The organism is Clostridium sardiniense, assembly GCF_016907995.1.
Classification (GTDB): Bacteria; Bacillota; Clostridia; order Clostridiales; family Clostridiaceae; genus Clostridium; species Clostridium sardiniense.
The window spans coordinates 163,878-176,640 of sequence record NZ_JAFBDA010000005.1; the positions used below are offsets into that span (position 1 = coordinate 163,878).

Sequence of the window (12,763 nt, forward strand, 5' to 3'; positions counted from 1 at the left end):
TTGTACTAAATTAGGCTTTAATAACTTCTTTTATTTTTTCTAAGTCATTTAAGTTTAATTCGAACTGCTCTCCATCTTCCATTCTCTTAAATCTTGCTATTTTGCTTTGTAACTCGTCATCACCTAAAACAACACTAAACTTTGCTCCTATTTTGTTAGCATATTTCATTTCTGCTTTGAAGCTTCTTCCTGCATGATTTATTTCTGAACTTACACCAATATTTCTTAAAGCATGAGCTAACTTAAATGCTTCTTTAGCTCCTTCTTCTCCCCTTGATGCTAAATAAAGTTCAACAACTGGATCTTTCGGAATTTCTATTCCTTCTTTTTCGATGGCCATTATAAGTCTTTCTATTCCCATACCAAAACCAACTGCTGGTGTCTCTGGTCCACCTATTTCTTCAATTAGTCTATCATATCTTCCTCCTCCACATACTGTGAAGTCAGAATTTAATATTTCAAATATTGTCTTAGTATAATAATCAAGTCCTCTAACTATACCTGGATCAATATTATATTCTATTCCTAAAATATCTAAGTACTCCTTAACCTTTGTAAAGTGATCACTACACTCTTCACAGATATAATCTAATATTATTGGAGCATTCTTAGTTATTTCTTTGCAACTATGTTCTTTACAATCTAATATTCTCATTGGATTTTTTTCAAATCTAGTCTTACAAGTAGGACATAAATTGTCATAATTATCTTCTAAGAATTTCTTTAATGCCTCATTATATTTAGGTCTACAATTTGGACATCCTAAATTGTTTATATTAAGACTTAATCCCTTAAGTCCTATTTTATTTAATACTGTCATAGCTAATGCCATAACTTCAGCATCCATTGAAGGCTTTTCAGTACCAAACATCTCAATTCCAAATTGATGGAACTGTCTATATCTTCCCTTTTGAGCTTTTTCATATCTAAAGCATGGAGTTATATAGAATAACTTAGTTGGTTGTGCCTCATTAAATAATCTATTTTCAATAAAAGCTCTAACTGCTGGTGCAGTTCCTTCTGGTTTTAAAGTTATACTTCTTGATCCTTTATCTTCAAAAGTATACATTTCTTTTTGAACTATATCTGTTGTTTCTCCAACGCCTCTTAAAAATAATTCTGTATGTTCAAAAATTGGAGTTCTTATTTCTCTTATTCCAAAATTCTTTGATATTTCTCTAAATATATTTTCAACATAATGCCATTTATAAGCATCACTTGGTAACATATCCTTAGTACCCTTAGGTGCCTGTATTTCCATTTAATTCCCTCCTATTTATATAATGTATCTAGTAATTTTATCTTACCTTTTATCATTTCATCTATTCTATTTACATATTCTCTAACATCTTTAACATTTGGGAATCTTTCTATTCTGTTCTCATCTAAGAAAACTACCTTGGATACTGCATCAGCGCCAAGTGCAATTATAGTTTGAGTATCTTCTATCATCTGCATATTATAAATACACTCTTTTCCTTCCTTTGCATATCCTAGGTTCTCCATATTTCCAACCATGTTTTTTTGTCTATACATATAGTATGCTTTAAGGCCTAAGTCCTTAGAAAGTTTTTTACTTTCATCATACATTTTAGCTATTTCTTCTTGATCTTTAATTCCAAGACCTTTTTTAAGTATAAAGTTCTCATAAAGTCTTGAGCCTCTCTTTAATGAAAGTCCATGAACAGTTAAACTATCAGGCTTAAGTTTTTTTATTTCTCTTACAGTATTATAAGCTTCTTCAAGCCCTTCTCCTGGAAGTCCTATTATCATATCCATATTTATATCATTAAATCCAAGTTCTCTTGCCATATTGAATTTTTCTTTGACATCTTCTACACTATGATTTCTTCCAATTAATTTTAAAGTTTCATCATTCATAGTCTGAGGATTTATACTTATTCTTGAAACTTTATACTTTTTCATCGTTTCAAGTTTTTCTCTAGTAATTGAATCAGGTCTTCCACATTCAACTGTAAATTCTAAAATTTCTCTATCTCTTACAAAAGAATTATAAACCTTCTTCATCATATCTTCAAACTCTTCATTTGATACAGCAGTTGGAGTACCACCTCCAAAATATACTGTTTCTATCTCTAAGTCCTTTTTATCTACATATTCTTTGATTTTCTCTATTTCATGAGAAAGTGCATTTAAATAAGGAGCTACTAGCTTCTTATTTCCTCCTATAGGATTAGATGCAAAAGAACAATATAGGCATCTTGTTGGGCAAAAAGCCATACCTATATAAATAGCAATCTTTTCATTGTTTGTTTTTACAAACTTCTCTTCAAGCTTTGCAACATCAATACAAAGTTTTGCTTTCTCTTCACTTGCCATATGCTTATCATAGAAATATTTTATTATTTCCTCTTCGCTCTTTCCCTCATTAAGAAGTTTTAAAGCAATCTTAGAGGGTCTTATTCCTACTAAAGTTCCCCAAGGATAAACATCATTAGTTATTTCTTTAAGCCCTTTAAATATAGCCTTCTTAATAGAATCCTTTATATTATCTCCAACTGTCTCCTTTATCTCTAAGGTTGAATTTTTAAAGATAATTTCATCACTTTCTATATTTACTATATAATCAAAGTCTCCCGCTTCTGGAAACTTTAATTCATCTAGAGGAAAATATATATTAAACATTTGATAGACATCATATCTGTATTTTAAATCATTTAATCCTATATTAATTATCATAATTTCTCCTTAAGTTAAAAATGGATTATTTCTCTTTTCAAATCCAATTGATGACTTTGGTCCATGACCTGGGTATACAGTGATATCATCACCTAAAGGTAATAACTTAGTCTTTATACTACTTATTATCTTTCCAAAGTCTCCTCCTGAAAAGTCTGTTCTTCCTATTGCACCTTGGAATAATGTATCACCTGAGAATAAATCTTTATCAATTAGGAAACAAACTCCACCTTCTGTATGTCCTGGTGTATGGATAACATTAATCCTGTGATTTCCAAGATATAATTCTGTATTTTCATCTAAATAACCATCAGCTTTTCTTATGTTTCCAAAGACATAATTATCATTTTCTATATACTTTACTTCTGATTCATGCATGTAGAATGGAATATTTAATAATTTACTTAAATATTCAACAGCTCCAACATGATCAACATGCGCATGAGTTAATAAAATAAATTTAGGTTTTATATCTAAACTTTTTATTATTTCTTCAAGTTTTATTTCATCTCCACCTGGATCAATGATCCCAGCTTCTCTTGTATCATTATCAATTACTATATAGCAGTTTGCATCATATATTCCTGCTGGTATTGTTTTTATTATCATAAAAGCATCTCCTTAAGATTAAAATTGTTTGAAACTATCTAGTAGAATAGTAACTGGTCCATCATTTTGAATATCAACTTGCATATGAGCTCCAAATTCTCCTGTTTCTACTTTTAAACCTGTTTCTTTTAACATCTCTATAAATTTATCATATAATATTTTAGCTTCTTCTCCACCTTTGGCATTCATAAAATTAGGTCTTCTACCTTTTCTACAATCACCATAAAGAGTAAATTGTGAGATAGCTAATATATCACCTTTTACATCTAATAAAGAATGATTCATCTTATCATTTTCATCTTCAAAAATTCTAAGATTTATTATCTTATCCTTTATGTATTTTAAATCTTCTACAGAGTCCTCTTTTGAAATGCCAACTAGAACATTTACCCCTAAATTAATTTCTCCTACTACTTCTCCATCTACTCTTACTCTTGATGAAGAAACTCTCTGTACTACTGCTCTCAAAACGAACACATCCTTTTTTAATTATTCATTCTGTATACGTCTATTACCCCTTTAATCTTTCTTATAGCTTTCATAAATTCTTTTAATTGTTCAACTGAGTTTATTTTAACCTTTATATTTATAATAGCTATATTTCCTTTTGCTGAATTAGCATTTAATGAATTAAGTGGTAATCCCTTTTCACTAATAACAACCATTATTTCAGATAAAATCCCCATTCTATCTTCTGTCTTTATTTGTATTTCAGCAACATAACCAGATCCTTCTGCTCTTCCAAAACTTGCTTCAACTATCTTTTCTGGTTCAGTCTCTATTAAAGTTTTTAGATTGTTACAGTCTTTTCTATGGATTGATACACCCCTTCCCTTTGTGATATATCCTAAAACATCATCTCCAGGAACCGGGTTACAACATTTTGCGAATCTTACCATAATATTATTAAGACCCTTTATTGCTATTCCATAGCTTTTCTCTTTTTCTTGTTTTCTTTCACTCTTTTGTATTTGTTCTTCAATATTTTTTTCTACAGCTTCTTTAGAATATTTATCTTTTTCATCTATATTATCTTCTTTAAGTCTTGAAACAAATGTAGATGCAGTTATCATTCCAACACCTATACTTGAATAAAGATCATCCATTTGATGAATGTTATATCTTTTCATCATTCTATCATATACATCACCCTTTGCGATATCATGATAATTTACACATTGTTTTTTTAGCTCTTTTTCTAAAAGTTCCTTACCTTTTTCGATATTTTCTTCCTTTTTAACTCTCTTAAACCACTGCCTTATTTTACTTTTAGCTTGATTACTCTTTGCAATATTAAGCCAATCCATCTTAGGACCTTTAGCAGTTTTTGAGGTTATTATCTCTACTATTTCTCCAGTTTTAAGCTTATAATCTAAAGGAACTATTTTTCCATTAACTTTAGCTCCGACACATCTATTTCCTATATCCGTATGTATTCTATAAGCAAAATCTATTGGTGTTGATCCACTGGCAAGGTTTATTACAACTCCTTTTGGAGTGAATACGAATACTTCATCTGAGAATAAATCTATTTTGAATCCTTCCATAAACTCTTCTGCATCTGAAGTTTCCTTTTGCCATTCTAAAATATCTCTAAGCCATGCAAGCTTTGTTTCAAAGTCCATACCTTTCTCTTCATCACTACTACCTTCTTTGTACTTCCAGTGAGCAGCTATACCATACTCTGCTGTTTTATGCATCTCAAAAGTTCTTATTTGAATTTCAAAGGTTTTTCCTTGTGGCCCAATTACAGTTGTATGAAGAGATTGATACATATTAGGTTTAGGCATCGCTATATAATCTTTAAATCTTCCTGGAATAGGCTTATATATAGTATGAACAATGCCTAATACTCCATAGCAATCCTTAACAGAATCAACTAAAATCCTTATTGCTGTTAAATCAAATATCTGCTCAATACTTTTATGCTTATTAACCATCTTTCTATAAATACTATAAAAATGTTTTGGTCTTCCCTCTATATCTGCATCAATTCCTGAATCTTCAAGCTTTTCATGTAAATCTTTTATAACGGAATCTATATATTCTTCCCTCTCAATTCTCTTCTCAGCGATTTTATGAACTAAATCATAATATTCCTCTTCATGTAGATATCTAAAGCTTAAATCCTCTAATTCCCATTTAATTTTAGACATCCCCAGTCTATGTGCAAGTGGAGCATAAATGTCTAAGGTTTCCTTTGCCTTTTGTTTTTGCTTCTCTTTTTTCATAAACTTTAAGGTTCTCATATTATGAAGTCTATCTGCTAATTTTATAATTATTACTCTTATATCCTTAGCCATTGCAAGGAGCATTTTCCTTACATTATCAGCTTGTTGCTCTTCTTTAGTCTTATATTTGATTTTACCAAGTTTTGTAACACCCTCAACTAAATTTGCAATCTCTTCATTAAATTCCTTAGCCATATCCTCATAGGTGTAATCTGTATCTTCAATTACATCATGTAAAAGGCCTGCAGCAATTGTACTTGTATCCATCCCTAGTTCAGCCAAAATACAAGCTACATCTATTGGATGTATTATGTAAGGTTCTCCAGATTCTCTGCTTTGACTTTTATGAGCCTCTTTTGCTAAATTATATGCTTTTTTTATTGTTTCGATATCAACATTGTTACAATTTTCATTTATAACTTTAACCAAATTTTCTATCATTAGGATTACTCTCCTTAAAATAGTCTAAAAAACTATAATTACTTAAAATCAAAGGCTGGTTTTCTAACCAGCCATTATCTATTATTATATAATATTATCAAATCATTTTCAATAATTTTAGACATCGTACTTTGTTAATGACATTACATCATAACCTTTAAGCTTATCTATACCATTTAATTCAGTAAGTTCAATGACAAAATCCAATGATGCAACTTCACCACCTGCAAGTTCTACAAGTTTTGCAACTGCTTCAATAGTTCCACCTGTAGCTAATAAATCATCAACAATTGCTACTCTTTGTCCTTTTTTAATTGCACCTTTGTGTAACTCTAAATTATCTGTACCATATTCTAAATCATAGGCTATTGAAAGAGTTTCCCCTGGTAATTTTCCAGGCTTTCTAACTGGTATAAATCCTACTCCTAAAGCATAAGCAACAGGAACTCCAAATATGAATCCTCTAGCCTCTGGTCCTACTACTACATCAATATTCTTGTCCTTTAAATGTTCAACTATTGCATCAACAGATGCTCTTAACCCTTCTCCATCACCTATTAATGTAGTGATGTCTTTAAAGCTTATTCCTTCTTTTGGAAAGTTGTCAATTACTCTTATTTTGTCTTTTAAATTCATACTAATTCCTCCAATATTTTAAGAATTTCACCTGAAAATTAAATTTTATATTTGGCGTATTCTCGTATTGTATAAATATTTCGCTATCTGCTCCGCTCTATCCTCATCATTTGTTGTAAGTAATTCTAAAACGATTCTAGCATTATTAATCATACCAACTGCACTTGTAGTTGGCGTAATTAAATTTATCATTTTCTCTATATTCTCATCATCAAGTTCTTCTATATTATTAAAATTAATTATTGCTCTTAATCCAATATTATTCGTGTTATCTAAAAACTTCTTACCTTCTTTTAAGAAAACAGCGTTTTCCCCTCTTGCTGAAGAACCTGCCCATTTCGTACCAATTAAAATTAGATCCAAGTATTTATTAATACTCTTCATATTGTAATAAATAGCTATTGCTTGCATTAGCTTAAAACTCAACGCACTTATAGATAACGTCTTGTACCTATATTGGCATGACTTTTGTCTAGGATTTATGTAAATGTAATCTCTCTTTTCTTCTGTTTTTTTATTTTCAAGAACAATTAGGTCTATCCCAAGGCTTTCACATAATTCCACTTCAATCTGTGAAACTAAATCCACCCCTAAAGTAATAAGCAATTCTCCCCCTAGAAAATCAACTTTAGTCTTTATATCAAAAGAGCCTACCTCTTTACATTCTTCCCCTCCGTCGTGTATTAAATACTCTACATCTGCATTTAAGTATCTTAGCACTAAGCTTAAGGAAGCAATTGCACAAATACCATCAACAGTGTTTGTTCCATATATAATGATTTTTTCCCTATTATTAATAGCAGTAACAAGACGCTCTATAGACTTGTTCATGTCTTTTAAAATAAAGGGGTTATATCCTCTTATGTAATTAGGACAATATATGCTCTCCCAAAACTTACGCATCACTTACTATCTCCTCCATAAAATTAGAAAACAATAATATTATAATTTAAAACAGGTCATTTGACAAATATTTATGAAAAAAAAATAAAAAACCCTCAAAACTTAGTTTTGAAGGTTTATATTTTGCTGTCGTAATCAATAAATTATGCTTCTACTACCTTCTTTTTTGTTCCTTTTTTTTGTAACCAAACCCACATTGGTGATGCTATAAATATTGATGAGTAAGCTCCTGTAGCTATACCAATTATAAGAGGGAATGAAAACTCCCTAACTGTAGGAACAAAAATATTAACTGCTATTATTGTGATCAATGTAGTAAGTGTAGTATTAATTGATCTTGACATAGTTTGTGTTAAACTCTTATCTGCAATTTCTGTTGGAGAAGTTCTTCTCATAAACTTAGAATTTTCTCTTATTCTATCAAAAATTACTATAGTATCATTTATTGAGTAACCTACAATAGTAAGTATCGCTGCTATAAATGGTGAGTTAACTGTGATATTAAATATCGCATATACACTTAATGTAATTAATATATCATGGAATAGAGCAATTAGCGCTGCTATACCAAATTTTATTTCAAATCTTATTGCTATATAAATAAGCATACACACGAAAGCTATAGCTAATGCTATAAATGCTTTTTGTGTTAATTCTTTTCCTATTGATGCTCCAATTTCATTTTGTGAAACTAAAGCCTTATCACCTATTTTAAAATCTTTTTTGAATTGATCATATATTTCATTAACCTTTTGACTGCTTAAGTCTGGAGCTTTAATTTCATACTCTGTACTATTTACAGTATTAGTTACAGCCTCTGGTGAATATTTTTTAACAATATTATCTGCTGATGCTTTATCAAATTCTTTACCAAAGTTAAATACTACTTGAGTACCACCTTTAAAGTCTATTCCAAAATTAAGACCTCTTGTAAACATAAACCCTAATCCAATTACTATAACAGCAAGTGATAAAGCAATCCATATCTTTGCATGTTCAATTATCTTTAGCATAGCTTTACCCCCTTTTCACTTTCACTCTAAAACGAGATGGCTTACTTAATAATCCAGCATTTAAAGCTTGATTCATTAAGAATTTAGTAACTATTAGTGCAGTAAATAAACTTACAACTATACCTATCATTAATGTTATTGCAAACCCTTTAACTGAGCCTGAACCGAAAAAGTATAATACTAGTGCTGCAATCATTGTTGTTACATTTGAATCAACTATTGATGAAAGCGCATTATCAAATCCTCTTTTTACAGCGGATTTTACTGAAACTCCATTCCTAAGTTCTTCTCTAACTCTCTCAAATATAAGTACATTTGCATCAACTGCCATACCTATAGTAAGTAATAAACCTGCTATACCTGGCAATGTAAGTGTTACACCTACTTCAACAAATACTAAAAGTACTAATGTTGTATATAATGTTAAAGCTATACTTGCAATAACTCCTGGCACTCTGTAATAAAGAATCATAAATACAAATATTAAGCATATACCAATAACACCAGCTTTCATAGCATTTGGTAATGCTGATGCTCCAAGCTGTGCTCCTACCGTTTGTTGTGAAAGAGCTTTTATTGAAACTGGAAGTGCTCCTGAATTTATAAGTCCTGCAATATTTTTAGCTTCATCTACACTGCTCATTCCAGTTATTACAGCTTCTCCATTAGTTATTTGGTTTTGAACTGTAGGATTTGTAAGCTGTTCATTGTCCATATTTATTGAAATTTGTTTTCCTAAGTATTTTTGTGTAGCTTCTGAAAATAACTTTGTACCCTCATCATTTAACTCAAGGGAAACCACTGGCTTATTAGTTTGTTGATCAATGGTTGCAGATGCTTTCTTTACATCTTTTCCAGTTAATATAACTGTTCCATCTGGTGCCTTAAATGTAAGATCTCCTGTTTTACTTAAAGCATCAACTATTCCTTGAGAATTATATTCTCCAGGTATATCAACTCTAATTCTATTGTCACCTTCTGTAGTAACAACAGTTTCAGCTACTCCAAGTTTATTAACTCTTAGCTGAATTAAATCTTTTGTTTTTTGTAAATCCTCGTGACTTACGTTTTCATCCTGAATTCCAAGTAGCACTGAAACTCCACCCTGAAGGTCTAATCCTTTTGTTATTGTATCATTGAAAGATTTAACCTCCCATCCGCCTACCTTAACGCCCCTGAAGCATACAGCCGCAAGAATTATGATAGCTAAGGTGCAAAGCGTGAAAATAAATGTGCTTTTTCCTTTTCCTTTCATCTTTATCCCCCTTCGTCATTTAAGTATTAATCTTCATATTATAATTCCCAATTTAATGATATAATATCCTATTTTTCCTACTGGATCTTTACATTTATTGGTATTTTATTTCGTAAATCGATTTTTATTATAACATAATAACTTACCTTAATAAAGCATTATGTAGCCATTATAAGTTTTTCTTAATAAGTCTTATATATTAAAATTTGTCGATTAATGAATATTTTCTTTCTCAATCAACATACTTTTTCTTAAAAATATATAATAAATATATATTTCATTATATATTTTTATAATATATTTAATAAAATATATTATTTGAATACAAAAAAAATATCCATCAACATTGCTGATGGATATTTATATTATGCTTTTGCTTCTTCTTTATATACTTTACTTGCAATTGAATTTCTTACTAACTTAATCTTTGTTCTATCTGAACTAGTTTCGATAACAACATGTTCTTCATCCATTTGAACTATTTTACCAACAATTCCGCCTCTTGTCATTATTTCATCGTTAACTTGTAATGCATCCATCATTTGGCTATATTGTTTCTTTCTCTTCTTTTCTGGAAGGATTATCATGAAGAAGAAAAGTCCGAATATTAATACTAATGGTAGTATTTGATATAAAATTGCCATTGTTCTACTTCCTTTCGCGCTAAAATTATTCTTCGTTGGAATTAAATACTATTCCATAAAATGAGTTTACAGTTATTTCTTTTTGTTGTCAACCAAGTTTTCACTTTATGAAGTACAATTCATAGAATTATTTTTTTATATTCCATTCTTTAAGCTTTTGTTCTTTAAATTCTTTAAATCTATCTTCATCTATAGCTTTTCTTATGTCTTCCATAAGTTTATTATAGAAATAAAGATTGTGAAGAACACAAAGTCTCATAGCAAGCATTTCTTTTGCTTTAAATAAATGTCTTATATATGCTCTTGTATAATTTTTACAAGTAGGACATTGACATCCCTCATCTATTGGACTTTTATCTAGTTCAAATCTTTTGTTCATTATATTTATCTTACCATCTTTAGTGAAAACATGGCCATGTCTTCCGTTTCTTGCAGGAAGAACACAATCGAAGAAATCTACGCCTCTTTCAACTGCCTCTAATATATTAGCTGGAGTTCCAACTCCCATTAAATATATTGGTTTATCTTGTGGAAGATAAGGTACTACAGTTTCTATAACTTCATACATTTCCTCATGAGTTTCTCCTACTGCAAGCCCACCTATTGCATAACCATCTAAGTCCATCTTAGAAATTGTTTTTGCATGTTCAATTCTAATATCTTTAAAAGTTGCACCTTGATTTATACCAAATAGCATCTGTTCTTTATTTATTGTGTCAGGAAGTGAATTTAATCTATCCATCTCAGCTTTACATCTTTCAAGCCATCTTGTAGTTCTAGCAACTGATTTTTCTACATATTCTCTTGGTGAAGGTATTTCAATACATTCATCAAAAGCCATTGCTATTGTTGAAGCTAAATTACTTTGTATTTGCATACTTTCTTCTGGTCCCATAAAAATCTTTTTACCATCTATATGTGAATTAAAGTAAACTCCTTCTTCTTTTATCTTTCTAATTCCTGATAATGAGAATACTTGGAATCCACCTGAATCAGTAAGAATTGGTCTATCCCAATTCATAAATTCATGTAATCCACCCATTTCTCTAACAACTTTATCTGATGGTCTAAGGTGTAAATGATATGTATTTGAAAGCTCTACTTGACATCCTATATCTTTTAGATCCATACTTGAAACCGCACCCTTAATAGCTGCTAAAGTTCCGACATTCATAAATACAGGTGTCTCTATTGTTCCATGAGGTGTAACAAATCTACCTCTTCTAGCATCTCCGTCTTTTTTTAATAATGTATATCTTTTACTCAAAAATTTCACTCCTTTAAATTTATCCTAAATGTTATTTTATAAACATTGCATCTCCAAATGAGAAGAATCTGTATCTTTCTTTTACTGCTTCTTTATACGCATTTAATACATGTTCTTGTCCTGCAAGTGCAGATACTAGCATTATTAAAGTTGATTCTGGCAAATGAAAGTTTGTTATTAAATTATCTACAACTTTAAATTTATATCCTGGGTATATGAATATATCAGTCCATCCACTACATTCTCTTACAAATCCATTTTCATCACCAATAGTTTCTAGAGTTCTAGTTGATGTTGTTCCAACTGATATTATTCTCCCACCATTTTTCTTAGTATTATTTATTATATCTGCTGTTTCCTTTGATAATTGATAGAATTCTGAATGCATAACATGTTCATCAATTGTTTCAGCTTTAACCGGTCTAAATGTGCCAAGCCCTACATGTAAAGTAAGGTATGCAACATTTACTCCTTTATCTTCTATTTCCTTTAATAATTCTTCAGTAAAATGTAATCCAGCTGTTGGTGCTGCTGCTGAACCTGTTTCTTTTGAATAAACTGTCTGATATCTTTCTCTATCATCAAGTCTCTCATGAATATATGGAGGAAGTGGCATTTCTCCTAATGAATCTAAAACCTCTTCAAATATACCTTCATATTCAAACTCTATAACTCTATTTCCAGTTTCTAAGACTTCTAAAACTTCACATTTAAGTTTTCCTTCTCCAAATTCAAATCTTCTTCCTGGTTTTGCACTCTTCCCTGGTTTTGCTAAGCATTCCCATTTGTCTCCATCTAATCTTTTAAGTAGTAAAAACTCAATTTTACCACCAGTTCCTTCCTTACACCCTATAAGTCTAGCAGGCATAACTCTCGTATTGTTTAAAATTAGGGTATCTCCTTCATTTAAATAATCTAATATATCCTTAAAGATTTTATGTTCTATTTTCCCAGTCTTTTTATCAAGAACCATTAATCTTGATGTATCTCTTTTCTCTAACGGATGTTGTGCTATTAACTCCTCTGGTAAATAAAAGTCAAAATCGCTTACTTTCATATCTTTC

12 protein-coding genes are annotated in these 12,763 nt (G+C 30.3%); all 12 read right to left on the bottom strand.

Features of this window, described 5'->3' with window-relative positions; translation table 11 throughout:
• Positions 1-10 precede the first annotated feature (10 nt).
• The 12 genes from hisS to queA all read right to left on the bottom strand — a co-directional run bounded on the left by hisS (position 11) and on the right by queA (position 12,756).
• Entirely contained in the window at positions 11-1,261 is a 1,251-nt protein-coding gene (gene hisS, locus JOC62_RS06395) for a histidine--tRNA ligase (protein WP_204594388.1), read from the bottom strand.
• An 11-nt stretch (positions 1,262-1,272) separates the two neighbouring features.
• The gene (locus tag JOC62_RS06400) at positions 1,273-2,700 is read right to left on the bottom strand and encodes a coproporphyrinogen III oxidase (protein WP_204594389.1); all 1,428 of its coding nucleotides are present in this window, start codon (positions 2,698-2,700) and stop codon (positions 1,273-1,275) included.
• 9 nt (positions 2,701-2,709) lie between these two features.
• Positions 2,710-3,309, bottom strand: a complete 600-nt coding sequence (locus JOC62_RS06405) for an MBL fold metallo-hydrolase (protein WP_204594390.1) — start codon at positions 3,307-3,309, stop codon at positions 2,710-2,712.
• A gap of 18 nt (positions 3,310-3,327) precedes the next feature.
• A complete protein-coding gene (dtd, locus tag JOC62_RS06410; RefSeq protein WP_204594391.1) occupies positions 3,328-3,777 on the bottom strand; it encodes a D-aminoacyl-tRNA deacylase in 450 nt (149 codons plus the stop codon).
• 17 nt (positions 3,778-3,794) lie between these two features.
• Positions 3,795-5,981 (bottom strand): RelA/SpoT family protein, encoded by a 2,187-nt coding sequence (locus JOC62_RS06415; protein ID WP_204594392.1) that lies wholly within the window; start codon positions 5,979-5,981, stop codon positions 3,795-3,797.
• A gap of 117 nt (positions 5,982-6,098) precedes the next feature.
• Positions 6,099-6,617 carry an adenine phosphoribosyltransferase gene (locus JOC62_RS06420; protein WP_204594393.1) on the bottom strand — a complete coding sequence of 173 codons (519 nt, stop codon included), beginning with the start codon at positions 6,615-6,617 and terminating at the stop codon, positions 6,099-6,101.
• A gap of 45 nt (positions 6,618-6,662) precedes the next feature.
• Positions 6,663-7,520: a DHH family phosphoesterase gene (locus tag JOC62_RS06425; RefSeq protein ID WP_204594430.1), complete on the bottom strand. Its 858-nt coding sequence runs from the start codon at positions 7,518-7,520 to the stop codon at positions 6,663-6,665.
• 143 nt (positions 7,521-7,663) lie between these two features.
• Positions 7,664-8,533 carry a protein translocase subunit SecF gene (secF, locus tag JOC62_RS06430; protein WP_204594394.1) on the bottom strand — a complete coding sequence of 290 codons (870 nt, stop codon included), beginning with the start codon at positions 8,531-8,533 and terminating at the stop codon, positions 7,664-7,666.
• A 4-nt stretch (positions 8,534-8,537) separates the two neighbouring features.
• Positions 8,538-9,788, bottom strand: a complete 1,251-nt coding sequence (secD, locus tag JOC62_RS06435) for a protein translocase subunit SecD (RefSeq protein WP_204594395.1) — start codon at positions 9,786-9,788, stop codon at positions 8,538-8,540.
• A 365-nt stretch (positions 9,789-10,153) separates the two neighbouring features.
• Complete coding sequence (gene yajC, locus JOC62_RS06440; RefSeq protein ID WP_204594396.1) at positions 10,154-10,432, bottom strand: preprotein translocase subunit YajC; 279 nt, start codon at positions 10,430-10,432, stop codon at positions 10,154-10,156.
• Between the two features lie 127 nt (positions 10,433-10,559).
• The gene (gene tgt, locus JOC62_RS06445; RefSeq protein WP_204594397.1) at positions 10,560-11,699 is read right to left on the bottom strand and encodes a tRNA guanosine(34) transglycosylase Tgt; all 1,140 of its coding nucleotides are present in this window, start codon (positions 11,697-11,699) and stop codon (positions 10,560-10,562) included.
• 31 nt (positions 11,700-11,730) lie between these two features.
• The gene (gene queA / locus JOC62_RS06450; RefSeq protein ID WP_204594398.1) at positions 11,731-12,756 is read right to left on the bottom strand and encodes a tRNA preQ1(34) S-adenosylmethionine ribosyltransferase-isomerase QueA; all 1,026 of its coding nucleotides are present in this window, start codon (positions 12,754-12,756) and stop codon (positions 11,731-11,733) included.
• Positions 12,757-12,763 lie beyond the last annotated feature (7 nt).

What these genes read in the sequence shown, in the direction of transcription:
- JOC62_RS06400 (WP_204594389.1), bottom strand. Translation starts at nt 2,700, where the DNA reads ATGATAATTAATATAGGATTAAATGATTTAAAATACAGATATGATGTC.
- queA (WP_204594398.1), bottom strand. Translation starts at nt 12,756, where the DNA reads ATGAAAGTAAGCGATTTTGACTTTTATTTACCAGAGGAGTTAATAGCA.
- secD (WP_204594395.1), bottom strand. Translation starts at nt 9,788, where the DNA reads ATGAAAGGAAAAGGAAAAAGCACATTTATTTTCACGCTTTGCACCTTA.
- JOC62_RS06405 (WP_204594390.1), bottom strand. Translation starts at nt 3,309, where the DNA reads ATGATAATAAAAACAATACCAGCAGGAATATATGATGCAAACTGCTAT.
- JOC62_RS06420 (WP_204594393.1), bottom strand. Translation starts at nt 6,617, where the DNA reads ATGAATTTAAAAGACAAAATAAGAGTAATTGACAACTTTCCAAAAGAA.
- JOC62_RS06415 (WP_204594392.1), bottom strand. Translation starts at nt 5,981, where the DNA reads ATGATAGAAAATTTGGTTAAAGTTATAAATGAAAATTGTAACAATGTT.
- hisS (WP_204594388.1), bottom strand. Translation starts at nt 1,261, where the DNA reads ATGGAAATACAGGCACCTAAGGGTACTAAGGATATGTTACCAAGTGAT.
- yajC (WP_204594396.1), bottom strand. Translation starts at nt 10,432, where the DNA reads ATGGCAATTTTATATCAAATACTACCATTAGTATTAATATTCGGACTT.
- secF (WP_204594394.1), bottom strand. Translation starts at nt 8,533, where the DNA reads ATGCTAAAGATAATTGAACATGCAAAGATATGGATTGCTTTATCACTT.
- JOC62_RS06425 (WP_204594430.1), bottom strand. Translation starts at nt 7,520, where the DNA reads ATGCGTAAGTTTTGGGAGAGCATATATTGTCCTAATTACATAAGAGGA.